Genomic DNA, 23069 nt, shown 5'->3' with positions numbered 1-23069 from the left:
ATATTAGGTCTTTTGTTCACAGCCTGAGGAGGTAATTGAAATGAAATTAGGTGGATATGCAAACCGGATGGCTCATGTAGATTTGACGGCCGGGACCGTTGAATACCGGGGAATCCCCGAAGAATGGGCGCTCAAATACATCGGCGCGCGTGGTTTGGGTGTGCGCTACATGTTGGAAAATGGACCAGAAGTTGACCCCCTTTCGCCCGATAATCTCCTCTGCTTTATGAACGGCCCTCTCACCGGCACGGCGGCGAACATGAGCGGCCGTATGGCTATCGTCACCAAATCTCCCCTCACCGGAACCGTCACCGACAGCCACCAGGGGGGGTGGTCGGCCGCCCGCCTGCGTTGGGCCGGGTTCGACGGCCTCATCTTCAAAGGCAAAGCCGATAAACCCGTTTATGCTTATGTTGAGGATGGTACAGTCGAACTGCGCGACGCCTCCATGGTGTGGGGCAAGGGCATTCACGCCACCATCAAGCATTTCCAGGAAAAATATGGCGAGAAAGATTTAACTGTCATCGCCATCGGCCCGGCCGGTGAGAACATGGTTCATTACGGCTGTTGGGTGAATGAAGATGATCGCGCCAGCGGCCGCGGCGGCACCGGCGGCGTTGGCGGCAGCAAGATGTTGAAGGCTGTCGTCGTCAAGGCCAAAAAGAGTTTCCCCAAACCGGCCAACGCCGAAGCCTGGAAACCAGCCCACGACCGTGCCCTGGCAACCATTATGGACGAGAAAAACATCACCAGTCCGCGCAAAGGTGGGTTGTCGGTGTATGGTACGAATGTCTTGATGAACATCACCAGTAATATGGGCGCGCTGCCGACGTTGAACGGCCGTGTCACCTCTTTTGGCGACCGCGCCGAATTACTCAGCGGCGAATACGTCAAAGAAAATATCCTGGTCAACGACCCCACCTGCCACGCCTGCCCCGTCGCCTGTAAAAAAGAAGTAGAAATCACCGAAGGCGAATTTGCCGGGCTGCGTATGGAGAGCGTGGAATACGAACCGGCCTGGGCGCTGGGCGCGAACTGTGGCAACGACAACATTGCCTCCGTCGCCAAGATGATTGACATGGCAAACGACTTTGGCATGGACGCCATCGAAATTGGCGACGTGCTGGCGACCTATGTCGAAGCGACCAGCAAAGGGTACACCAACGGCGATGGTGGCCTGCCTGAAGGCGACTACCACGTTATGATGGCCTTGATGGAAAAAGTGGCCTGCCGGGAGGGCATCGGTGACGTATTGGCGAACGGCTGCAACGCCGTTGCCGAACATTTCGGCCATCCCGAAATCGCCATGACGGTGAAGGGGCAGGGCATCCCGGCTTACGACCCACGCGGCTTGAAGGGCATGGGCATTGCTTACGCCACCAGCAACCGCGGCGCCTGCCACCTGCGCGCTTACACCCCGGCGGTAGAACTGAGCCTCATCTCCCTGACGGCCGATCCGTTGGAATGGAAAGGCAAGGGTGAGCTGACCAAACTGCTGCAAGATCTGCACGCCTTCTCCGACAGCCTGGACCTGTGCAAATTCAGTGCCTTTGCCGAAGGCGCCGAAGAGTACGCGGCGCAGTACGCGGCCATTGTTGGGTTAGATTCGTACACTGTGGATGATGTATTGGTTACCGGCGAGCGCATCTACAACCTGGAACGGTATTACAATAATCTGGCCGGTCATGGCGAAGGCAGCGACTATTTGCCCAAGCGCTTCACCGAAGAACCTTCCACCATGCCCGGTTCGCTGGGGCATGTGTGTGAATTAGACCTGATGTTGGATGAGTATTACACGGCGCGTGGCTGGCAAAACGGCGTTGTGCCGGAAGGCAAACTGAAGGAACTGGCTATTCTGTAGACGCTTTGTGATAGCGCAGATGATACGGCCTGGCTGAACAGAGCAAACTTATTCAGCCAGGCCGTTTTTGTTTTGTGGGGCGATTTGGAAAATCGCCTTACTGGGGTTAGCCACCGCCGCGCAGCAGTTTGAGGTCCAGCCGTTTTTGAAAGTGGGGCAGGGCCTCGTCTTCAATCTCGACCAGAAATTGGATCTGGCCGACGCGCAGGGCGCCAAGCTGGTAATCTTCGATTTGCTGGACGGTGGCGGACCATTGGGGATGGGTATAACGGCCGTCCCCCGCCGCCACGCCACCCATCTCTTGCAAATACTCGCCCATCAGCCAGGCCGGAATGCCACGAATAATGCGATTGATTGCCGCCATCAGCCGCCGCCCACTGCCGGGAAAATGTTGACCACGTCTTCTGGTTGTATGGTGGTGTCCAGGCCATTTTCCAGGTAAGGAGCGTCACGGCCGTTCACAAATACATGCACATGGCGGTACAAATTGCCATCCTCATCCAGCAGTTCCGCACGCATGGGCGGAAAGCGGGTCACCACGATTTCTACCAGGTCCATGACGGCTGTGTCCTCTGGCACGTTGAATTCTACTGTCTTCTGGCCGGTAATCTGGCGCAGGGTGGCAAAGAAGTTAATTTTCATGGGCATCCTCTTGATGAGAAATATAGGATGGGGGGAAACGGTCGTTTGCCCCTTTACGCTTCATAGGGGGATAGGGATGTGGGGAACGGCCGTTGCCACGACCTGCGCATCTTTAGCCTTCATGATTTCGGACAGCATATCCGTGTCAAGCAAAGTCTTATCCACCTGCTTCATCCTCCAAACGAAACTGGCTCTGCTCACGGTCAAGCAGTGTGGCCTCAGTCACAGCATCGAGCAATGCCGGATCATCGGCAAACAAGCCCAATAATGGATTGGCAACGGCCGTTTTCGCCAAATAATCCTGCAAAGCATCCAGCAAAACCTGATCTTCCGTCTTTTGCGAACGCGCCGCCGCCTGCCGCAAGGCGCGGTAGGTGCGATCTGTTAACTGTAAATTGCATGGTGACATTGCCCATAAAGACCTCCATAAATGGCTTGCCATAGCATAACACAGACTATCGCCCAATCGTCAAGCCTCACATATTCCGCCGATACTGCCCGCCTACTTCGTAAAGCGCCGCCGTAATCTGCCCCAGCGAGCAGACCTTCACCGCCTCCATCAGCGCCGTGAACATATTTTCGTTGTGAACTGGCCGTCTGCTGCAAAGTGCGTAATTGAGCGGCTGCCTGGTCGGGGAAACGACCGTGTAACCCCCGCACCTGCTCAATCTGAAACTCCTTTTCGGCCGTCGTCGAGCGAATCACCTCACCCGGTACAATCGTCGGCGAACCCGCGTCCGACAGGAAGGTGTTCACGCCGATGATCGGCAATTCGCCGGTATGCTTGAGTTGCTCATAATAGAGCGACTCCTCCTGGATTTTGCCCCGCTGGTACATCGTCTCCATCGCTCCCAACACGCCGCCGCGCTCCGTAATGCGGTCAAACTCCACCAGCACCGCCTCCTCCACCAAATCGGTCAACTCCTCGATGATGAACGCCCCTTGCAGCGGATTCTCATTTTTCGCCAGCCCCAACTCCTTGTTGATGATAAGCTGGATCGCCATCGCCCGGCGCACCGATTCCTCCGTGGGCGTGGTGATGGCCTCGTCGTAGGCGTTGGTGTGCAGCGAATTGCAGTTGTCATAAATGGCGTAGAGGGCTTGCAAGGTGGTGCGGATGTCGTTAAAGCCGATTTCCTGCGCGTGCAGGGAACGGCCGCTCGTCTGAATGTGGTACTTCAACTTTTGCGCCCGCTCGTCGGCCCCGTATTTCAACTTCATCGCCTTCGCCCAAATGCGCCGCGCCACCCGGCCGATCACCGCATATTCCGGGTCCATGCCATTGGAAAAGAAGAAGGAGAAATTGGGCGCGAATTCGTTCACGTCCATGCCCCGCGCCAGATAATACTCCACAAAGGTGAAGCCATTCGCCAGGGTGAAGGCCAGCTGGCTGATGGGATTGGCCCCTGCCTCGGCAATGTGGTAGCCGGAAATCGAGACGCTGTAGAAGTTGCGCACGCGGTGATCAATGAAATATTGCTGGATGTCGCCCATCAGCCGCAGAGCGAACTCGGTGGAGAAGATGCAGGTATTTTGCGCTTGGTCTTCTTTGAGGATGTCGGCCTGCACTGTGCCACGAGCGGTGGAGAGGGCGCGGGCCTTAATGGGCGCATACACGTCGGGTGGCAGCACCTGATCGCCGGTCAAACCAAGCAGCATCAGCCCCAGGCCATCGTTGCCTTCGGGCAGGTCGCCATTGTAGCGCGGCCGGGGCAGGTTGCGGTCATCGTAAAGTTCCCGTTTTTTGGCCTCTACCAGGTGTTCCAGGCCGTGTTGGCGGATGTACAGTTCACATTGTTGGTCAACGGCCGTATTCAGAAAAAACGCCAGCATCGTCGGCGCCGGGCCGTTAATCGTCATGCTCACCGACGTAGCCGGGTCGCACAAGTTAAAGCCGCTGTACAGCTTCTTGGCATCGTCCAGGCTGGCGATGGAGACGCCGGAGTTGCCCACCTTGCCATAAATGTCCGGGCGATGGTCTGGGTCTTCGCCATACAGCGTCACCGAATCGAAGGCCGTAGAGAGGCGTTTGGCGGGCATGCCCAACGAGACGTAGTGGAAGCGTTTGTTGGTGCGCTCCGGGCCGCCTTCGCCGGCAAACATGCGCGTCGGGTCTTCGGCCGTGCGCTTGAAGGGGAAGACGCCGGCCGTGTAGGGAAATTCGCCGGGCACATTCTCCTGCAAACTCCAGCGCAAAATATCCCCCCCACCGGTGTAGCGGGGCAGCATCACCTTGGGCACTTTGGTGTGGGAGAGTGATTCTGTTTTGGTGGGCACGCACACATCCCGCCCGCGCACCTGATAGACATACTCATCCCCGGTGTATTGCGCCTTTTTGGCCGCCCAGCCAGCGAGAATTTGCTGGTTGTGCCGGTCTAAATCCAGGCTGGCCTGGGCGTAGAGCGATTCCAATTCCTGGGCTAATTTCTGGCTGTCGGGGCGATTGGCGGTGCGCACGGCCGTTATCGCTTCCCGCAACCCATACAATCTGTCCGCCAACCGGGCCTGCCCTTCCGCCCAACGGCCGTATCCCCGAATCGTCTCCGCAATCTCGCTCAGATAGCGCACGCGGGCCGGCGGGATGATAAACACCTTCTCCGACATCTCTTCGCCGGGCTGCCAATGGGGTTCCAACGCCCCCCCGCTCTTGTGGGCGATGGTGCGCATGACGGCCGTATACAACCGATTCGTGCCTGGATCATTAAACTGGCTGGCGATTGTGCCGTAAACCGGCATCTGCTCCAGCGATTGCGCCCACAATTGATGGTTGCGCTGGTACTGCTTCTGCACATCGCGCAGCGCGTCCTGCGCCCCGCGCTTGTCAAATTTATTCAGCGCGATCACGTCGGCAAAGTCCAGCATGTCAATCTTCTCCAACTGCGTCGCCGCGCCATACTCTGGCGTCATCACGTACAAGGTGGCGTCGGCAAAATCCACAATCTCCGTGTCCGATTGGCCGATGCCGGACGTCTCCAGGACAATGAGGTCGAATTGGGCCGCCTGCAAAATCGCCAGCACTTCACGGATGTGGCGCGAGAGGGCCAGATTGCTCTGCCGCGTTGCCAATGAACGCATATACACCCGCTCGTGGTAAACCGAATTCATGCGGATGCGGTCGCCGAGCAGCGCGCCGCCGGTGCGCCGCTTGGACGGGTCTACGCTGACGATGGCGATCTCTTTGTCGGGAAAATCGAGCAAGAAGCGGCGCACCAACTCATCCACCAGCGACGATTTGCCCGCGCCGCCGGTGCCGGTGATGCCTAGAACGGGCACGGCCGTTAACCCGGCCAACCGCCGATGCACCTCATCCATAATCGGCTGCACCAACTCGGGCTCATTCTCCACGGCGGAAATCAGGCGGGCCAGAGCGCGGTTAGTTACCCACTTGCGGATTGCGGATTGCGGATTGCGGATTTGGGAATCGCCATTCCGCAATCCGCAATCCGCAATCCGAAATCCATCATACGCTTCCGTAATGGCCTCTTTCCATTTGCCCACATCCAGCTTGCCGGTGGGGAAGTCGGCTTGTTGCAGCAGGTCGTTGATCATGCCTTGCAGGCCCAGGGAACGGCCGTCGTCGGGCGAGTAAATGCGCGTGATGCCATAGGCGTGCAGTTCGGCGGCTTCGTCGGGCAAAATGGTGCCGCCGCCGCCGCCGAAAATTTTGATGTGGCCGCAGCCCTGCTCGTGGAGCAGGTCGTACATATATTTGAAGAATTCCAGGTGGCCGCCCTGGTAGCTGGTGATGGCGATGGCTTGGGCGTCTTCTTGTACGGCCGTGTTCACAATCTCCTGCACGCTGCGGTTATGGCCCAGGTGAATCACCTCGCCGCCGCTGGCTTGCAAGATGCGGCGCATAATGTTGATGGCGGCGTCGTGGCCGTCGAACAGGCTGCCGGCGGTGACAATGCGAATTTTGTTGGTGGGGGAATAGGGGGGAATTGGTTGCATGATTCTCCTCAAAACAAGAATTTAACGCCGAGGCGCAGAGACACAGAGAAAACGGAGGCGTCCGGGTATTCGGTTTGGCTGTGCGTTAGTATAGCACAAGGGGAGAGAGGGAGGGGAAACGGCCGTTCCGCCCCATTCACCATCTAGCCTGTGGGTAGTGGGCGAGAATAGTCTGGTCTTTAGAAAACGCTGTTGCCTTGTTGTCAAAATCCGCCACGTCTGATAGGATCACTCGCTGCAAATTTTTTAATTGGAGAGTACTCAGCTATGAAGGTGCTGTTGAAAGAAGATGTAGATAATTTGGGTTTGGCGGGCGAGATCCACGAAGTTGCGCCTGGGTTTGGTCGCAATTACCTGATTCCCAAGGGGTTTGCCGTAAAAGCAACCGCCGGAGCCATGAACCAGGCCACTGTCTGGCGTAAAAAGGCCGAAGCGCGCCGCGCCCAAATCCGCGCCGAATATGAAGCCCTGGCTGTTCAAATCGAAGGCGTTACCCTGACGTTTACGGCGCGCGCCGGCGAAACCGGGAAATTGTATGGTTCTATCACCACCGCCCAGGTGGCCGATGCGTTGAATGAGGCATTGGGCATAGAAATTGACCGGCGCAAAGTGGGCGAAGATCCGCTGCGTCAGTTGGGCACTCATAAAGTGGTGGTGCGCCTGACCGGTGAAATTCACCCCCATGTAACGGTGATCATCGAGTCTGAAGCGGTTGAAGAGACGGCCGCCGAAGTAACGGCCGTTGCCCCCACCGTCTACGAAGAAGAAGTAGACGAATTTGATGCGTATGAAGAATTCGAAGACGCATTCTAATCCTAACTGCCAACGGGCACACCATGCGGCCGTCATCATGAACGCCTGCCTTCCAAGTCACTGGTCTGCATCAGTGACTTTTTTTTAGTATGGACGAACTCGGACACATCCTTCGCGAAGCCCGCGAAACCAAAGGCTTTACCCTGGAGGATGTTCAAGAAGAAATTCGCATCAATGCGAAATATCTAAAATCGCTGGAAAGCGGCGATTATAACGCCCTGCCGACGCCGGTTCACGCACGCGGCTTCCTGCGCAACTATGCCCGTTACCTGGGGCTGGACCCGCAGCCGCTGCTAGACCGCTACGAGAGTACTCTCAGCCGCCTGCCAACCAAAGCAGCCGCCCCAACCAATGGTAGCAGCAGCAAAAAGTTGCCGCCCATAGATTTCGATTCCCCCGTATTTTACGATCCGGTCAATGTCGAGGTGGACGTTGGACAGCGGCGCGACCCGGAATCGGCCTTACGGGTGATCATCGTCATCGCCCTGATAATTGCCGTAGCTCTGGTAGCCAACCGCTTTGTGCCCTTGTTTATGGGCAATGGTGATGGCTCGGCAGCGATCACCGATGGCATCAACGACGCGCTGTTGAACATTACCAACCGCGCCGAGGCTACCGCCACCGCCGCCGCCACCGAGAGCCAAACGCCCACAGCCGACCAGCAGCCCATCTTTGTGCCCGGCAACGTGGTCACCTCCACCAACCGCAATAATTTCGACGCCACACCGGCGCCGCTGCCGACACGGCCGTCACTGCCCGCCACCCTCGACGAAATCAAACTCCGTCTGGACATCACCGAACGCACCTGGATGGAAGTGACCATTGATGGCGACGTGGTATTCAGCGGTTGGGTCAAAAATGGCGATCCACCCTACGAATGGACGGCCACCCGCGAAGCCAAAGTCAACACCGGCAACGCCGTCGGCGTGTTTGTCACCATCAACGACATTGCCTGGGGGCGAATGGGCAATCGCGGCGAAAACAAAGAAGAAATCTGGCGCACAACCAATAATTAGAAATGAGACATAAGACATGAGAAAGAAGAAGGCGAAGCTCCTCTTCCTTCTCATTTTTCTCTTACCCCATGAGCAAACAACAACAGAAGAAGAACTTTTTCTTGCTCAGTCTCGGCTGTAGCAAAAATACAGTGGACTCTGAAAGCATGGCCAGCCTGCTCTACAAAGCAGGTTTTTCCGGCGTCACCGACCCGGAAGACGCCAGTGTCCTCATCGTCAATACTTGCGGGTTTATTGAAGACGCGCGCCAGGAATCTATCGCTGCTCTGCGCGAACTGGCTGAATTAAAGCAGCCCAATCAACTGCTGATTGCCGCTGGCTGCATGGCGCAGCGCTACGGCGCGGAAGTGGTGGAGTGGGCGCCGGGTGTGGATGGAGTGATTGGCACGCGCCGCTGGATGGATATTGTGCGCTTCGTGCGCCGACTCCGGCGCAGCAAACACCCCGAACCGCTCTATCACCTGCCCGACGAGGCGACGACGGTGGGCCGCGATGAGCCGGGGGTGTTGCGAACGGCCGTGCAAGGTCGCAGCGCCTACCTCAAAATATCCGATGGCTGTAGACGGCCGTGCGCCTTCTGCGCCATCCCTCAAATCAAAGGAACCCACGTCAGCCGCCCACCCCAGGCCATCATCGCCGAAGCCCGCCGCCTGCAAGACGCCGGGATGCAAGAACTCATCCTCATCGCCCAAGACACCACCGACTACGGCCACGACCTGGGCCTAAAAAACGGCCTCAGCCAACTGCTGCAAGACATCGTTAACGCCGCGCCCGACATCCCCTGGATTCGCCTGATGTACGCCTATCCCGGCTACGTCACCGATGAACTCATCGAAACGATGGCCACCCACCCGCAAATCTTGCCTTATCTGGACATCCCCTTGCAGCACGGCCACCGCGAAACGCTGAAGCGGATGCGCCGCCCGGCCAATATCGAATGGGTCTACGGCACGCTGGAAAAACTGCGCCGCGCCGTGCCCGACATCGCCATCCGCACCACCTTCATCGTCGGCTACCCCGGCGAAACGGATGAGGAGTTTGACGGCTTAAAACAGTTTGTGCGTGATTTGCAGTTCGACAGGGTCGGCGCGTTCACCTACTCCTACGAAGCCTCTACCCCCTCGGCCAGCGTATCCTGGCAAGTGCCCCAAGAAGTCAAAGAGGCGCGTCAGGGCGAATTGATGGCCTTGCAGCAGCATATCTCCCTGACGCGCAATCAGGCGCAGGTAGGGCGCACCTTGCCAGTGTTGATTGAAGGCTACGGCGATAACGTCAGCATCGGCCGCAGCTACCGCGACGCGCCAGAAATTGACGGCCTGGTATTAATCCCCGGCGAACTGCCGCTGGGCGAACTGGTCCCCATCCGTATTGACGGAGCGATGACCTACGACCTCACCGGCACGCCAGATATTGGTTTGCCAGTTTCAGATTTCGGATTGACACTCAATGCTGCGTAACAGGTATGAATGGGCCATCTGGATTGTGGTGGCGGCGCTGTTGGGCGGCGGCTGGATTGTGCTGTCTAAGGAAGATGTTCGTCAGGCTCAAACCCCGACGCTAACAGAAGCGCCGATTGTGGGACATCTGGCGCCGGATTTTACGCTGCCCACCGTTCTGGGCGAAACCCACACCCTCAGTGCGTATCGCGGACAGCCGGTAGTGTTAAATTTCTGGGCCAGTTGGTGCGGACCATGCCGGGTGGAAATGCCCTTTTTTACGCGGGCGCAGATGAAATTTAACGGCCGTGCCACCATTCTTGGCGTCAATCAGGGCGAATCGTTAACCACCGTACGCGACTTTGCGACACGGCAAGCCATTGGCTACCCGCTGTTGGTAGACGACGACAACGACGTAAACCTGCGTTACACCATCAACAGCCTGCCCACCACCATCTTCGTAGACGCCGATGGCGTGGTCCGCGAAGTCATCGTCGGCGTCGTCTCGCAAGCCGTCCTGGAAGACCGAATTAGCAGCCTGCTGGCGGAGAAGCCTTAAGCAAGCGAGTGAACAGTGATCAGTGTTCAGTAATCAGTGTTCAGTGATAGCCACTTCGGGCAACCAGCTCTGAACACTGACTCCCACTCTACCGTTTATGTACCCAACCCTCAGCCTCGGACCCTTTGTCTTTCCCACCGCCGGACTTGTCTATCTGCTGGGCATTTGGCTGGCGCTGACGCTCGTCGAGCGGGCGGCCAAACGACTGCGCCTGAACGTAGCGGCGACGTATGGCCTGACTGTGACCGGTCTGGTGGCCGGCTTTGTGGGGGCGCGGTTGTTGTTTGTGCTGGAATATTGGGCCGCTTTTCAGGCGAACTTGCTGGGAATTATCTGGCCGTTGACCAATGGCTACAACTTGTGGGGCGGTCTGTTTTTTGGCGTGGCGGCAGCGTTTTTTTACGGCCGTTACAAACAACTCCCCCTCTGGTCCACCCTAGACGCCCTGGCCCCCGGCCTGCTCACCGCCTTTCTCACCATCAGCCTGGCCGATTTTTTGGCCGGACCCGGCTACGGCACACTCACCCGTATGCCCTGGGGCATCCCCGTCTTCGGCGTCCGCCGCCAACCCGTACAACTATACGAAGTCGCTGTCGGGCTGGCTGCCCTGTCCCTCTGGTGGCGCGTCGCCGACCGACGCACCTTTCCCGGCCAACTCTTCTTGCTGACGGCCATCCTCTACAGCGCCGGTCGGCTCTTTGTGGACGCCTTCCGCGACAACGCCTGGCTGACAGCCGACGGCTACCATATCACCCAAATCACCGCCCTGTTTATCCTGCTGTCCAGCCTCATCCTCCTGGCCCGCTTCTCCACCCGCCAACCACACCCACTTCATAATTCATAATTCACAATTCTCGCCCCCTCCTTGCCCCACCTCTGGCGTTGCGTTACACTTTTGCCCATGGGTACTCGTTTTCGTTTTCTGCTCGGTTCCTTACTCGCGGTCAGTCTGATCATCATCTTGTTCTTCGCCTTCCGGCCGCGAGGTCGGGCGGATTTTGGCCCGGCGACGGCCGTTTGCCCCGGCCCGGACCAATTTGGCTACACCTGCACCAGCGCCGATGGCTACGCCTACATTGACGCCACCCAAGACACCGGCCTCTACGACGATGACGGCATCGTCACCCTGCAACTCCCGTTCCCGTTCACCTTTTACGGCACGACCTATACCAGTGTACAGGCCAGCAGCAACGGCAACTTGCAATTCGCCAACGGCAATCCCCATTATTTTAATGAGTGCCTGCTCAACGGCCCACAGCCCGGCATGGGCGACATGATCGCCCCGTTTTGGGACGATTTGGACCTGACGGCCGTCGGCTTTTTGGAAACCGAAGTCGTCGGCAGCGCCCCCAACCGGGTGTTTGTGGTGGAATGGGACGATGTGCCGCGCTTCGGCGAAGGCGGCGACAATCTGGTGACGTTTGCCGTGCATCTGCTGGAAGCGACGCAGAGCATTGCCTTTTTGTATGAAGATGTGACCACGGTGGCCGACAGCAACGGCCGTTCGGCCACCATCGGCCTGCAAAGTGAAGCCGCCGGCATCAGCCTGCAATTTGGCTGCAACCAACCGGCCGTTAATAACAACAGCGGCCTGCTGTTCCCATTCCCCGAGCAGCCAAACCCAGATATAGGCCGCGAAACGGCCGTCTACCTGCCGCCTACAGTCGGTCCCAACGCCAAAGGGGAAGTCCTGACACTGCTGACGGCTGTGAACCAGCGCGGCGCGGCGGCCCTGCCCCAATTGCAGCGCCACTGGCTCAGCCAGACGCCGCAGCGCCTCAGCGAATGGACCTGGGCGGATCTGGACGGTAACGGCCGTGACGAACTTATCCTCCTCTGGCGCGGCCCGGCAAGGCAGCCGCAGCTAAGCCAGCTTGTCGTTCTCACACCGGACGACGACGGGCAGATGGACCTCATGTTGGACCACCGCTTCAGCCGCCGCAGCGACCCTACGCCGCAGTTGACCCTGGCGGAAACGGCCGACCTGACCGGCGACGGCCGTCCCGATCTACTGCTGACGGACAAACAAAATGGCTATCAGTTCGCCCTGACAACTGCGGATGGTAGTCTCAACTTGCTGCCGCTGCCAGACCGCTGCCAGGGTGGGCTGCGCTTGCTAACGCCTGCGGGCAGCCCTGTCCCCCAGATCATCCGCGATGGCTGCGCTGCGCCGGGGCGCACGGCCGTTGCCTGGAACGGCCAGGCATTTACCACCGCGCCAACAACCACTCCCTAAACTCCTCTGAAAATAGAAGCGCGGACGTCCCGTCCGCCCCGGCAGGCGAGACGCCTGCGCTCCCAAGGTTTTCATTCGTGGTGGTGGGTAACCCACTCATGAAGTCTCCTGTAAGTTTCGACTTGCAATCTGGAGACGAAAACGATACTATGCACGCCCAAACGAAACCGGACCATGTGCATCGGGATTCGGTGTGGTGGCAGTCGTTACCAGAATTCGGAAAATTGGAGAGATAGATGTTTGAAGTTAACGGCGTTTACGCCAATCGCAAAAGCAAATACACGGTGTTGGATATAAATCCACCAAAAATGTTTGTGCGTTACGAAGACGGCAGCGAGGCCGAATTAAACATAAACGTTCAGGCGCGGATTTGGGAAAATATCGCTGCCGAAATGGAAGCGCAAGAAGCCAAACGTAGCGCTCGCGCGGCCCGGCAAGGCGGATCCATCAACCAGCATTTCCTGAAGCTGATCAGCCTGCCAGACACAGATGACCTGACTTTCCCCGGTTGGCCGGAACGGGTGATCATGGCGCTGACGGCCGAAGATGTAGAAACCGTCAAAAAAGGGGATCGCATTATTGTGTACCTCATCGAGCCGCAAATCTTTTTTGCCGTCGCCACCATCACCAGTGATCCCTTTCCCAACAATCCCAAAGATTATTTCTTTAATGTAGACGCGCATCCCGCCCACTTCTTTTCGATTGACATTGACGCCGAGGCCCACAACATCAAACAGGCGGTCTCAATTGACAGCGTCGAGTTAGAGAGCTACCCTAACCTGATGAAAATGCGGCTCCAGCCAGAAGCGTTCCTTAAAATGAGCGAAGATGACTTTGAACTGCTGGCCGAACTGCTGACAGAAGTGAGCGAAGATGAAGAAGAAGAACTAGAAGATGAGGAAGAATTCGAAGAGGACGATATCGAATAGATGAGTAACGAATATATTTTGGTTTGTGTGGCCTGGCCCTATGCCAACGCAGACATTCATCAGGGCAACGTCACCGGTTCTTATTTACCGGCGGATATATACGGCCGTTTCCACCGCCTGCAAGGCAACCACGTCCTCATGGTCTCCGGCTCAGACAGCCACGGCACACCCGTCACCGTCAAAGCCGAGGAAATGGGCAAATCGGTCGAAGAAGTGTTCGGCTACTACCACGACCGCTTCTTGCAGCTTTTCCAAAAAATGGGGCTGTGCTACGACCTGTTCACCCACACCGATACCGAAAACCACTTTCAGGTTTCGCAAGACATCTTCCTTTCCCTGCTGGAAAACAAGTATCTCTACCGCAAAGTCACCCGGCAAATGTACTCGCCCAAGACGCAAAAATTCCTGCCCGACCGGTACGTGGAAGGGACCTGCCCCAAGTGCGGTTACAGCCGCGCCCGCGGCGACCAGTGCGACAACTGCAACACCCTGTTTGAAAGCGCCGCCGAACTCGTCAACCCGCGCAGTAAGATAGATGACAGCGTGTTGGAACTGCGTGACACCGAGCATTTTTTCCTGGACTTACCGGCTGTCGCCGAAGACGGCCTGCAAGCCTGGCTCCACGACCAAGACAAGAGCCACTGGCGGCCGCAGGTGATCAATTTTGCCCGTAACTTTGTGGACCAGGGACTCATCGGCCGCGCTGTGACCCGCGACATGGATTGGGGCATCCCGGTGCCGGTGGAAGGCACGGAGGGCAAGGTGCTGTACGTCTGGTTCGAGGCAGTGATTGGCTACCTGTCGGCGACCATCGAATGGGCCAAAAACAACGGCGCGCCAGACGTCTGGCGCAACTGGTGGCAAAACCCGGCCGCTCGCACCGTCTATTTCATCGGCAAGGACAACATTCCGTTCCACACGGTCATGTGGCCGGCGCAGTTGATGGGGGCCAAAGGGCTGTATTCTGACGACAGAACGGCCAGCCTAAACCTGCCCTACGATGTGCCCGCCAACGAGTTTATGAACATGGAAGGGCGTAAAATCAGCGGCAGCATGAATTGGGGCGTGTGGATGTTGGACGCGCTGGAGCGCCACGATCCAGACCCGCTGCGTTATTATCTGACGGCCGTAATGCCCGAAAGCCGCGACAGTGATTTCACCTGGCAGGGTTACGTCGAACGCAACAACAACGAACTGGTCAACAACTGGGGCAACCTGGTCAACCGGGTGCTGAACATGACCAAACGGTACTTCCAGGGCATCGTGCCCGACCCTGGCGAATTAACCGACAAGGACCGCGACCTGCTGACGGCCGTTGACGAAGGGTTCGAGACGGTGCGCCAGTTGTACGACGCCTGCAAATTCCGCGCCGTCGCCCAAGAAAACCTGCGCCTCTCCACCCTGGTCAACCAATATCTGGAAGAGACCAGCCCCTGGACCAGCGCCAAAACCGACATGCAAGCGACGGCCCGTTCGCTCTATACGGCCGTGCAAGCCATTAGCGGCCTGAAAATCTTGTGGTCGCCCATTCTGCCCTTCACCAGCCAGCAGGTCCACGAGATGCTGGGCGAGGCAGGCCAACTGTTTGGCGTGCAAAAGGTGGAAACCTACCAGGAAAGCAGCAAAAGCCATGTGGGGTTGACATATGACGGGACAACGGCCGTAGGCGATTGGACCCGCCGCGAAATTCCTGTCGGCCGGCAGCTTCCCGCCCCCCACCCCCTCTTCAAACGCCTCGACGACAGCGTTGTCGCCGATGAGTTAGGACGGTTGGGAACGCCGAGTTAGTTGGGAGTTGATAGTTGATAGTTGGGAATTTGAAATGCCACCGCTTTGCCGGTGGCATTTTTGTGTAGGGGAGAAAACGGTTCTTAACGAACGAGTGTTTAGACCGGTACAGCGACATATTCGCTTATGGAGTGAGGCTGGGGAATTGGCAGACCATCCTCTTGCAACATCTCCAAATGCAGGGTGATGGCTTCCTGAATTAACAACAAAACGTCGTCACGTGTGTCGGCAACAGCCACGCATCCGGGTAAGTCTGGCACATAAGCTCCATAACCATCTTCGCTTTTTTCCATAACAACCATATATCGCATAAACCAGCTACTCCTTTAATTGCGCCTGTTTCAAGACACTATTAAATGTTCCCGGTGGCATTTCTTTGTTTGAATTGCCTGAAACCGTCACGATGCCAGATTTTTGGTCAATCAGCCAATGCTCGTTTGGCTTGCAGGCGAGTCAGGCGGTGGGTCAATTCTTCTTGCGCCAGGTGGGCGCGGCTGGAGGGCCAGGTCTGGCAGAGGACAAGCGCTTGTTCGGTCCAGCGCACGGCCGTCGCCAGATTCACCTCGTGCCATTCATAGTGCATCGCCAGTTCCACGTGGGCGTTGATGTCGTCGAAGCTGGTGGCGGCGATTTGCTGCCAGCACGTCACCGCCTCGGCGCGACGGCCGTCTCGCTTGAGCAGCCCGGCCAATTCATACAAGGCGCGATGGTACACTTCCAACGACAAATCGCCACCGATGGCCCAGCGCAAGGTTTGCTCGGCAGCGGCCGTCTGGCCCAACGCCGCCTGCCATTTGCCCAGGCTGTACAGGTCAATGGGATGGTCGGCGGGCTGCGCCTGGGCAAACTGGCGCACCACGCGCTGCGCCAACGTCACCATCGAGACCATGTCCAGTTGATTGTGGTAAAAAACGCGGCGCAGTTCGCGGGCATCGCCGCTGCGCAGATAGTTGTTGTACAGGCTGGGAATCAACCAGCCGGGCACGTCTTCCTGCGTGCGCTGTAAGCCCAACAGGCTTTGCTCCAGGCTGCCCAGAGCGCACGATTCGAGCCGCTGTCGCCACAAGCGGCGCGACGGCGGCAGCAGGTCAATATGCGGCTTGTGGCGCAAATCGCTGACCATGCGGTTCATGAGGAAGCGGTTGTCCAGCAGGGGGATGTCGAAGGAACGGCCGTTAAACGTAATCAGCCCCGCTTTGCCCGCCAGCAGATCTTCCAGCAGCAGCAGCATCGCCGCCTCGTCGCCGTGGTCGCGCAAAAAGTATTGGCGCACCACAAACACATCGTCGGCCGCGCCCGATTCAAAAAAGGCGACCCCCACCATAAAAGCCAGCGTACCCGCCCCGGCCAACCCGGTGGTCTCCGTATCCAAAAAGAGAAAATCACGGAAGTTCAGCTCTTGCAGGCGTGGGTCGCGGGTGAAAACGGCCGTCGGCGCGGGCGATAAATCGAGCAAACCACGCAAAGTATCCTGCCCGTGCCGGTAGCTGAGCGGGTATACTTTATCCAGAATGTAGCAGCCGCCTTCGGCCGTCTCCTGGCGGCGAATACCGGGCAGCAGGGCATCCACCGGCTGCGGCGCATCGCAGCCTTCGACAAACGGGTCCGGCGCGGGAGGGGGCGACGGCCGTTCCGTTGGCGGTTTAAGCGGCGCAGGTTTGATATTGCGCGCCCCCTTCACCACACCCAGGCGGCGCAGTTTCGCCTGAAAATTCTCGTCCATATGTTCTGATTGTATGTGTGTCTCAGGTGAATGGCAACTAAAAGCCGAAGAGAATAACCCTCGGTTTCTCGCCAATTCAGCTATACTTGCGCAGCAAAATAGCGACAAGCAGCAAACGGCCGTTGCTCGCTGTAAATGATTGCTATGCAGGAATCAATTTATGCCAATTATCATCGGAATCTTTTTCATTTTGGGCCTGGTTATGCTGGCGAACTTCATCGCTATGAGCAATCGGCCGCGCCTGGCGTTGTTATTTGATGGGCTGCTGGCGCTCATCAACGTCCCGATATTGCTGCTGGGGCTTGTGCTATTGGTTGTCCCGACAGACCGGCTGGCCTCGATGACGGCCAACAACTCGCTGTTGGCGCTGGATTGGTCGGCGGCCGGATGGTCATTGGTGGGCATGGGGTTGTGGGGGTTGTTGGTCAGCCTGCGGCCTGTGCGGCGCGCCCTGGGCCGGTTGCTGCCCGTGGACGTCCTATCGCCGGTTCATACGGTGGCGCTGGTCTTTAGTGGCTATCTGGTAGGCAACACTGTGTTTTCGCTGACCCAAGGTGGGTTGGAGGAGTTGGCGGCAACGGCCGTTTCTGCTTCCATTTTAGACATTCTCTTCGTGCAAGGTCTGTTCATGATTCTGGCTGTACTAGGGACAGGTCTTTATACCCGCCGCAGCGCTCCGGATGTACGCCAACGCCTGGGGCTGTTCCGCCCTACGCTGAAGCAGCTGATAACCGGCGTCGGTTGGATTTTCGTTTTGGTCATGCTGCAAGCAATTGGCGGCGCTGTTTGGTCGCTCATAGACAGTTCACAGGCAGAATTGGTGGAAGGCATCAGCAGCGAATTGTTGGGCGACATGGATACCTTTGCTGAATGGCTGCTGCTGGCGGCGGCCACTGGCATTGGCGAAGAGTTGTTGTTTCGCGGCGCTTTGCAGCCGGTGTTTGGGTTGGGTTTTACTTCGCTGCTGTTTGCTTTTGCCCACGTGCAGTATGGGTTTACACCGGTGACGCTGGTAGTCTTCATCATCGGCATCATTTTGGGATTAATTCGTCGGCGGCAGGGAACGGCCGTTGCCATCTTCGTTCATTCCGGCTACAACTTCACTCTGGGCATGATCAGCCTGTTGGTTTTACGCTATGGGGACGCGCTGCAATAACAACACGAGCGGACAGGTCGCCGAGACCCGCCGGCTCTTTCAGGCAAAATTGGCGCACAGACATTGTTTTTGTTATAATGCCGCCGCATTCGGGGCATGGCGCAGCTTGGTAGCGCGCTTCAATGGGGTTGAAGAGGTCGTGGGTTCGAATCCCGCTGCCCCGACCAGAAAAGATAAACGCCGCGCTAGTTAGCGCGGCGTTTTCTATTTTCCGCATAGAAAGATAGTGAAATTCTTATTTTCATAGTCGTCAAGATAGGTGAACAAACGGGGCAAACAATGAACAACAACGATAAAACAATTCCCCTACAACGTAAAATCGCATTGGTATTTTTTCTTCTGGGGGTCTTGCTTAGCGCCATTGCGCTGGGGGCTGAACTATTGGGCCTGGAATTTACGCCGGGCTTCGGCATGGTGCAGATGTTCCAACTACTGTTGGGCATTACCTGCCTTACTGTCGCCGGTTTTTTATATTTGCGCACGCTGCACGCCGCCGACGCGCCCCGCTCTTTGCAGGCGGACATTGGCGTGCGGTTGGCAGCCACCGGGCTGGTATTCATTTACGTGGCCGGGTTTGCCGACCTGATCGGCATTGGCACGCACGTAGACCCGGAATTTGCCCGGCCGTTTGTCGGCCCATTGCAGCTAGGCGGCATTTTTCTCGGCACGGTGTCCATTGTCGTAGGGATGATGTTTTACCATACCAGCCGTCGCCTGCGCGACACGTCGTCGCTGGAGTTTCTGATGAATGGCAAGGGGGACAAAAAGGATTCGTCGGCGGACAAGGGCCTGTAAAAGGGACTGTTCCATCCCGACCTGAGCTGGTTAACGGACGAGGGTGAGTTGGAACGGCTGGTTGAGCACCGTAAATACAAAGGTATCAACCGGCGGCCGTTGGTAGGTGACAAAAAATTGCAGCGTCTGCCCTGGGGGAACGGTCCAGGGAAAAGCGGGATTGGTAGACAACAGCAAAAACTGTGTGCCTTCGGTCGTGCGCAGAGACAGGTCCGATTCCGTAACCACTACCGGCTGTTGGCCCAGATTGGTAATTTGCCCTTGCAGCAGCAGGGAAATCTGATCGGCGGCGATGGCAGCGTCAATCAGCGAAATGCTGGTTTGCGCCAATGCGCCGCTGCCGCCGGCAAAGGGCAGCACCACCTGAATTCTTGCGCCGGTATCATTGTCGGTGACAATCCATTGGACGGTCTCGCTGTTGAGGCCCAGAGGGACCTGATAACCGGCGGTCGCCTGGATAGATTGCCCGGCGTTTAGAAAGCCACTGAGAACCGGGAAATTGCCCGATTGACTGGCGAGCGGGCTGAGGGCGTATTGGTTGCCCAAATCGTCGGAGAGGATTAACTGGAGGCGATTGGTATTGACGGCCGTTAACCCCACATTTTGCACCTGATAATCCACGCGGAAGAAGGCGAACCCGGTCGGCGCTTCGGCGCGGCTGGGGTCGAAAGCCGTGCCCGTCACCGTAATTTGCAAGTCGCCCAACTGCACCGGTTCACCCAACTCCACCGTATTCGCCTGGAGATTACCAGCCGCGTCGGAAACGACGTAACGGCCGTTTACCACCAGCCGGTTCTCATTGCCATTCCCCAGCAAAATAATCGTCGTTCCTGGCGTCTGCTGGTTAAAAATGTCCCGATTGTTGGGCGGCACTTCCTGGCGGCTGCTAAACGAAAAGGCAAACCGCTGCCCATTTTGCGTCACCATCACAATTTCGTCACCAACCGTCATCTGCTCCAGCAGCGTTCGCGTTTCCGCTGTGTCGCGCAAGCCAAACACATAATTCACAATCGTGCCAAATACCCAGGCTGCGGTACTGGCATCCGGGTCCGGCGACCAGATGCCATCGGCCCCCACCAACTGTGGCTGAACCGTAAACTCCCGCCCACGCAGCGACAGCGTGGCCGGCATATCCAGCGTCACAGAAATGGTGTCCGACGGGCTGACGCCAACAACCAGGGGGTCCTGGCTGGAGATAACCGAGCTTTGCGACGTGGGAAATGGCGTCGGCTGTCCACCACCGGTAAACAAACCACCCTGACGGAACGACAACAACATCAAGACGGCGATCAGGCACAGGGCCATCACCCCAACCACAACAATGCCCATAAACAGGGCCAACCAACGATTGGCGATCACCCACCCTTTCCAGGATGCGGCTGGTGAACTTTCCGACTCTAGTTCTTGTGGCTCTAATTCTGGCAACATAGATTTCATCCTGGCAGTGGTCTGTATCCAGTCATCAGTATCCAGTCATCAGTGACCAGTAAACGGTGAACAGTTCACTGTACAGAAAAGTGGATACTGCCTTCTGCTACCTGCCACTAGGGGATTCCCCCTGGCAATGGTTGTGGAGCAACCCGAATGAGGATGTTGGAATCATCGCCCAGGACGACCTGGCTGTAATTCAAAAACGGCACCACAACGCGCAGTGCCCCGGAGGTGACAATGGCGTCAAAGCGGATCATACCCGCTTCGTTGGTGTAGCCAAAGGCTAACAATTGGCCGGTGTTGTTGTCGTAAAGGGCAACGGCCGTATCCACAATACCTTCCGTCAATTCCGGCATGTAATTGTTATTGCTGTCATAAAAAAGCGTCACGTTCACCGAGACAGTGCGCTGCCCACCGGAGGCTGGCGTCGCCGTTGGCAACGGCAGAATCTCAACATTGGGCGGCGGTGGCGGTGTCAGCGTCTGGAATATGGAGTTGAAGTCAATCGGCGTCACGGTGGGGAACGGCGTTTCGGCAAACGAGGTTGGCGTGGCGACCGGGCCACCGCTGCCGCTACCAGGGAACGACGGCGCTGGCGTATTGGTGGCTGTTGGCGCAGGTGTGGGAGTGACAACTTGTTCCGTACACAACAAATCATAGGTGTGCAGCGGCGACTCATCGTAAAGTGGCGGGTTCACCGGACCAACTACCACAGACAAATAGCCGGTGTAGGGGGCGCGGATGCTGAGTTTGCTGCCTCTATCACCCGGCGCTTTGTCGTCGTTGCCCAGGTTGGGGTTAAAATCACGGCCGTTACCATCCAGAAATATCATATTGGTATCGGCATAAGGCGACAGATTCAGCGTCTCGCACGTATATTCCAACCCCGCCTTCATCCACAGCCGGAAGTAATCGGTGTCTTGCAAACTGCCCAAAGTAGGCACAAAGCTGAGGTTATAGACCAACCCCACACCGATGAGGCAGGCATACTGCAATGTGCTGTTAAACTCACAAGCGTCAGCCCCGGCGATAGGCGTTTGCGAAGGTGTGGCCGTTGGTTGGGCTACTTCCAGCACTTCCAGGCAATACGTCCGTCCGGTGGGGTCCGATGGGTCTTTGTTTTCGACGTAGGCGAAATAAAACCCTTCTGAACCGGCCGTTATCTCCACCTGCGAACGCCGGGTAGTCACGTCTATGTCGTCATTTTGCGCCAGCAAATTGCCTTGTGGATCATACACCCGCAGCAGCGTATCTATCCCCACCACCAGGTCCCTGGTGGCGATGCGATAACGCGAGCCACTTTTGGCGAAAAAGCGAAAATAATCCACGTCGCCCACCGGCCAAAACGTGGAGCGGCAGGCCGAAAGGCCAACGCCCAGGGCAAACGCTTCACGGAAGCTGTTATTTGGCTCGTATTCATCCAGCAGAATCACGCCGCCAGGCGTGGCTGTCGGGGCGGAAGGGAGATCGTTGTCCAGGATGGTAATGGTGATGCGCGAAGGGGTTCCTAATGTGGCGTTGATCGGATTTAGCAGTTCAACATAGAAGAACTCGTTCGGTTCATCAATGGAATCGTCTATGATCGTAATGGCGATAGTCCGAGTGGCGACATTCGTTGGGAACTCCAACACGCCGCTCACATTGGTGAAGTCCACACCATTGCCGGTGGCTGAACCAGAAAAAGATTGGTAATTCACGCGCACCGTCTGGGTGGCAGTCACTAAAGTGCGAGCCACAACGATATTAAAGACGCCAATGTTTTCAGCGACGTCTACCGACGCGCTGGAAAAAAAGACCTGTGGCAAGGTTTGGGCGGAAGTGGTGGGGGTGGAGGTTGCGGCAAGTTGGATCGAGAATAAGACCGCCAGAAATAGCACAGTCAGCCCGCCTGTCATCAGGAGCCGATTGACACGACGCCAGTGGGATCGATCCATAATCACCTCGCAATAAAGATAATCAAAATTATAAGTAGTGTATCAATCAATGGCAAGTTTACCGGAAAATAAAAAAAGCGCCCCCTCTGACAAGGAGGCGCTTGTGCTGCACGGCCGTCTACCGGTAAACTGCCAAATTTTTATTTCGATGCCTGGTTTTCCAACACACCATCCACCAGGCCATACTCTTTGGCCTGCTGCGCTGTCATGTACAAATCCCGGTCTGTATCTTCTGTGATTTTTTCTACGGTCTGACCGGTATGATGGCTGAGTACCTGATTCAAGGTGGTTCGCAGACGCAAAATCTCTTGCGCCTGAATGGCAATGTCGGAAGCCTGCCCTTGCGCGCCGCCCAGCGGTTGGTGCATGTGAATGGTGGCGTGGGGCAGGGCATAACGCATTCCTTTGGTGCCGGCCGTCAACAAGATCGTGCCAAAACTGGCCGTAAAGCCGACAGCCACCGTCGAGACCGGACATTCCACCTGCTGCATCGTGTCATAAATCGCCATGCCGGCGTAGACCTGGCCGCCAGGGCTGTTAATGTACATACGAATTGGCTTGGTGGGGTCCTCGCGGGCCAGATAGAGCAGTTGAGCGACGGTGAGATTGGCAATCTGATCATTAATCGGTGTGCCCAAAATGATAATGCGTTCTTTGAGCAGCAGCGAAAAAATATCGAAGGCGCGTTCGCCGCGCCCGGTTGTTTCTATGACCATCGGAACCAAAGAGGTTGGTATATTCATCCTTCTGTTTTCCTTTCGTTGGCATCTCTTTCTCTATTCAGGCGCGCCGAGAAAAT

20 protein-coding genes, 1 tRNA gene and 1 pseudogene are annotated in these 23069 nt (G+C 57.1%); 12 read left to right on the top strand and 10 right to left on the bottom strand.

Features of this window, described 5'->3' with window-relative positions; genetic code table 11:
- The first annotated feature begins 40 nt into the window (after positions 1–40).
- The gene (locus tag IPM39_05505; GenBank protein MBK8985526.1) at positions 41–1861 is read left to right on the top strand and encodes an aldehyde ferredoxin oxidoreductase family protein; all 1821 of its coding nucleotides are present in this window, start codon (positions 41–43) and stop codon (positions 1859–1861) included.
- A gap of 106 nt (positions 1862–1967) precedes the next feature.
- Here the strand turns inward: IPM39_05505 and IPM39_05500 are convergent, their stop codons facing one another.
- The 4 genes and pseudogenes from IPM39_05500 to IPM39_05485 form a co-directional block, all read right to left on the bottom strand.
- Positions 1968–2225, bottom strand: coding sequence for a DUF1952 domain-containing protein (locus IPM39_05500; protein ID MBK8985525.1), 258 nt, complete (start codon positions 2223–2225; stop codon positions 1968–1970).
- A complete protein-coding gene (locus IPM39_05495; GenBank protein ID MBK8985524.1) occupies positions 2225–2503 on the bottom strand; it encodes a MoaD/ThiS family protein in 279 nt (92 codons plus the stop codon). The genes IPM39_05500 and IPM39_05495 overlap by 1 nt, the downstream gene beginning before the upstream one ends.
- A 157-nt stretch (positions 2504–2660) precedes the next feature.
- The gene (locus IPM39_05490; GenBank protein MBK8985523.1) at positions 2661–2912 is read right to left on the bottom strand and encodes a hypothetical protein; all 252 of its coding nucleotides are present in this window, start codon (positions 2910–2912) and stop codon (positions 2661–2663) included.
- Positions 2913–2979: 67 nt separating this feature from the next.
- Positions 2980–6454: pseudogene (locus IPM39_05485) on the bottom strand (methylmalonyl-CoA mutase family protein).
- A 267-nt stretch (positions 6455–6721) separates the two neighbouring features.
- Here IPM39_05485 and IPM39_05480 point away from each other — a divergent pair.
- The 8 genes from IPM39_05480 to IPM39_05445 all read left to right on the top strand — a co-directional run bounded on the left by IPM39_05480 (position 6722) and on the right by IPM39_05445 (position 15231).
- The gene (locus tag IPM39_05480; GenBank protein MBK8985522.1) at positions 6722–7267 is read left to right on the top strand and encodes a 50S ribosomal protein L9; all 546 of its coding nucleotides are present in this window, start codon (positions 6722–6724) and stop codon (positions 7265–7267) included.
- Positions 7268–7356: 89 nt separating this feature from the next.
- On the top strand, positions 7357–8283 hold the full coding sequence (locus IPM39_05475; protein MBK8985521.1) for a helix-turn-helix domain-containing protein: 927 nt from the start codon (positions 7357–7359) through the stop codon (positions 8281–8283).
- Between the two features lie 68 nt (positions 8284–8351).
- Complete coding sequence (gene rimO / locus IPM39_05470; protein MBK8985520.1) at positions 8352–9740, top strand: 30S ribosomal protein S12 methylthiotransferase RimO; 1389 nt, start codon at positions 8352–8354, stop codon at positions 9738–9740.
- Entirely contained in the window at positions 9730–10278 is a 549-nt protein-coding gene (locus IPM39_05465; protein ID MBK8985519.1) for a TlpA family protein disulfide reductase, read from the top strand. Before rimO ends, IPM39_05465 begins: the two co-directional genes overlap by 11 nt.
- A 97-nt stretch (positions 10279–10375) precedes the next feature.
- Positions 10376–11122, top strand: coding sequence for a prolipoprotein diacylglyceryl transferase (locus IPM39_05460; GenBank protein MBK8985518.1), 747 nt, complete (start codon positions 10376–10378; stop codon positions 11120–11122).
- A 57-nt stretch (positions 11123–11179) separates the two neighbouring features.
- Positions 11180–12514, top strand: coding sequence for a hypothetical protein (locus IPM39_05455; protein MBK8985517.1), 1335 nt, complete (start codon positions 11180–11182; stop codon positions 12512–12514).
- A gap of 236 nt (positions 12515–12750) precedes the next feature.
- Positions 12751–13443, top strand: coding sequence for a hypothetical protein (locus IPM39_05450; protein MBK8985516.1), 693 nt, complete (start codon positions 12751–12753; stop codon positions 13441–13443).
- On the top strand, positions 13444–15231 hold the full coding sequence (locus IPM39_05445; protein ID MBK8985515.1) for a methionine--tRNA ligase: 1788 nt from the start codon (positions 13444–13446) through the stop codon (positions 15229–15231).
- Between the two features lie 98 nt (positions 15232–15329).
- Here the strand turns inward: IPM39_05445 and IPM39_05440 are convergent, their stop codons facing one another.
- Genes IPM39_05440 through IPM39_05430 form a run of 3 tightly spaced genes read right to left on the bottom strand, consistent with a single transcriptional unit; the run spans position 15330 to position 16954 of the window.
- Complete coding sequence (locus tag IPM39_05440; protein ID MBK8985514.1) at positions 15330–15542, bottom strand: type II toxin-antitoxin system HicB family antitoxin; 213 nt, start codon at positions 15540–15542, stop codon at positions 15330–15332.
- Positions 15543–15549: 7 nt separating this feature from the next.
- Positions 15550–15657, bottom strand: coding sequence for a type II toxin-antitoxin system HicA family toxin (locus IPM39_05435; GenBank protein MBK8985513.1), 108 nt, complete (start codon positions 15655–15657; stop codon positions 15550–15552).
- On the bottom strand, positions 15650–16954 hold the full coding sequence (locus IPM39_05430) for a ribonuclease H-like domain-containing protein (GenBank protein ID MBK8985512.1): 1305 nt from the start codon (positions 16952–16954) through the stop codon (positions 15650–15652). The genes IPM39_05435 and IPM39_05430 overlap by 8 nt, the downstream gene beginning before the upstream one ends.
- Before the next feature lie 160 nt (positions 16955–17114).
- On the opposite strand from IPM39_05430, the gene IPM39_05425 reads away from it, so the two are divergent.
- The 3 genes from IPM39_05425 to IPM39_05415 all read left to right on the top strand — a co-directional run bounded on the left by IPM39_05425 (position 17115) and on the right by IPM39_05415 (position 18905).
- Positions 17115–18110, top strand: coding sequence for a CPBP family intramembrane metalloprotease (locus IPM39_05425; protein ID MBK8985511.1), 996 nt, complete (start codon positions 17115–17117; stop codon positions 18108–18110).
- A gap of 90 nt (positions 18111–18200) precedes the next feature.
- A tRNA-Pro gene (locus tag IPM39_05420) sits at positions 18201–18277 on the top strand.
- Positions 18278–18389: 112 nt separating this feature from the next.
- Positions 18390–18905: a hypothetical protein gene (locus IPM39_05415; GenBank protein MBK8985510.1), complete on the top strand. Its 516-nt coding sequence runs from the start codon at positions 18390–18392 to the stop codon at positions 18903–18905.
- A 30-nt stretch (positions 18906–18935) separates the two neighbouring features.
- Here the strand turns inward: IPM39_05415 and IPM39_05410 are convergent, their stop codons facing one another.
- The 3 genes from IPM39_05410 to IPM39_05400 form a co-directional block, all read right to left on the bottom strand.
- Positions 18936–20333 (bottom strand): DUF4352 domain-containing protein, encoded by a 1398-nt coding sequence (locus IPM39_05410; GenBank protein ID MBK8985509.1) that lies wholly within the window; start codon positions 20331–20333, stop codon positions 18936–18938.
- A gap of 116 nt (positions 20334–20449) precedes the next feature.
- Complete coding sequence (locus IPM39_05405) at positions 20450–22270, bottom strand: pre-peptidase C-terminal domain-containing protein (protein ID MBK8985508.1); 1821 nt, start codon at positions 22268–22270, stop codon at positions 20450–20452.
- Positions 22271–22410: 140 nt separating this feature from the next.
- On the bottom strand, positions 22411–23013 hold the full coding sequence (locus IPM39_05400) for an ATP-dependent Clp protease proteolytic subunit (protein MBK8985507.1): 603 nt from the start codon (positions 23011–23013) through the stop codon (positions 22411–22413).
- Positions 23014–23069 lie beyond the last annotated feature (56 nt).

The sequence above is a fragment of the Candidatus Leptovillus gracilis genome, assembly GCA_016716065.1.
Lineage (GTDB): Bacteria > Chloroflexota > Anaerolineae > Promineifilales > Promineifilaceae > Leptovillus > Leptovillus gracilis.
The sequence above is the reverse complement of the archived record's forward strand: the minus strand, read 5'-3'. Positions and strand labels throughout refer to the sequence as shown.

Bases quoted from the DNA above. Each gene is read 5' to 3' on its own strand.
- IPM39_05505 (MBK8985526.1), top strand. From the start codon at position 41: ATGAAATTAGGTGGATATGCAAACCGGATGGCTCATGTAGATTTGACG.
- IPM39_05500 (MBK8985525.1), bottom strand. From the start codon at position 2,225: ATGGCGGCAATCAATCGCATTATTCGTGGCATTCCGGCCTGGCTGATG.
- IPM39_05495 (MBK8985524.1), bottom strand. From the start codon at position 2,503: ATGAAAATTAACTTCTTTGCCACCCTGCGCCAGATTACCGGCCAGAAG.
- IPM39_05490 (MBK8985523.1), bottom strand. From the start codon at position 2,912: ATGTCACCATGCAATTTACAGTTAACAGATCGCACCTACCGCGCCTTG.
- IPM39_05480 (MBK8985522.1), top strand. From the start codon at position 6,722: ATGAAGGTGCTGTTGAAAGAAGATGTAGATAATTTGGGTTTGGCGGGC.
- IPM39_05475 (MBK8985521.1), top strand. From the start codon at position 7,357: ATGGACGAACTCGGACACATCCTTCGCGAAGCCCGCGAAACCAAAGGC.
- rimO (MBK8985520.1), top strand. From the start codon at position 8,352: ATGAGCAAACAACAACAGAAGAAGAACTTTTTCTTGCTCAGTCTCGGC.
- IPM39_05465 (MBK8985519.1), top strand. From the start codon at position 9,730: ATGCTGCGTAACAGGTATGAATGGGCCATCTGGATTGTGGTGGCGGCG.
- IPM39_05460 (MBK8985518.1), top strand. From the start codon at position 10,376: ATGTACCCAACCCTCAGCCTCGGACCCTTTGTCTTTCCCACCGCCGGA.
- IPM39_05455 (MBK8985517.1), top strand. From the start codon at position 11,180: ATGGGTACTCGTTTTCGTTTTCTGCTCGGTTCCTTACTCGCGGTCAGT.
- IPM39_05450 (MBK8985516.1), top strand. From the start codon at position 12,751: ATGTTTGAAGTTAACGGCGTTTACGCCAATCGCAAAAGCAAATACACG.
- IPM39_05445 (MBK8985515.1), top strand. From the start codon at position 13,444: ATGAGTAACGAATATATTTTGGTTTGTGTGGCCTGGCCCTATGCCAAC.
- IPM39_05440 (MBK8985514.1), bottom strand. From the start codon at position 15,542: ATGCGATATATGGTTGTTATGGAAAAAAGCGAAGATGGTTATGGAGCT.
- IPM39_05430 (MBK8985512.1), bottom strand. From the start codon at position 16,954: ATGGACGAGAATTTTCAGGCGAAACTGCGCCGCCTGGGTGTGGTGAAG.
- IPM39_05425 (MBK8985511.1), top strand. From the start codon at position 17,115: ATGCCAATTATCATCGGAATCTTTTTCATTTTGGGCCTGGTTATGCTG.
- IPM39_05415 (MBK8985510.1), top strand. From the start codon at position 18,390: ATGAACAACAACGATAAAACAATTCCCCTACAACGTAAAATCGCATTG.
- IPM39_05410 (MBK8985509.1), bottom strand. From the start codon at position 20,333: ATGTTGCCAGAATTAGAGCCACAAGAACTAGAGTCGGAAAGTTCACCA.
- IPM39_05405 (MBK8985508.1), bottom strand. From the start codon at position 22,270: ATGGATCGATCCCACTGGCGTCGTGTCAATCGGCTCCTGATGACAGGC.
- IPM39_05400 (MBK8985507.1), bottom strand. From the start codon at position 23,013: ATGAATATACCAACCTCTTTGGTTCCGATGGTCATAGAAACAACCGGG.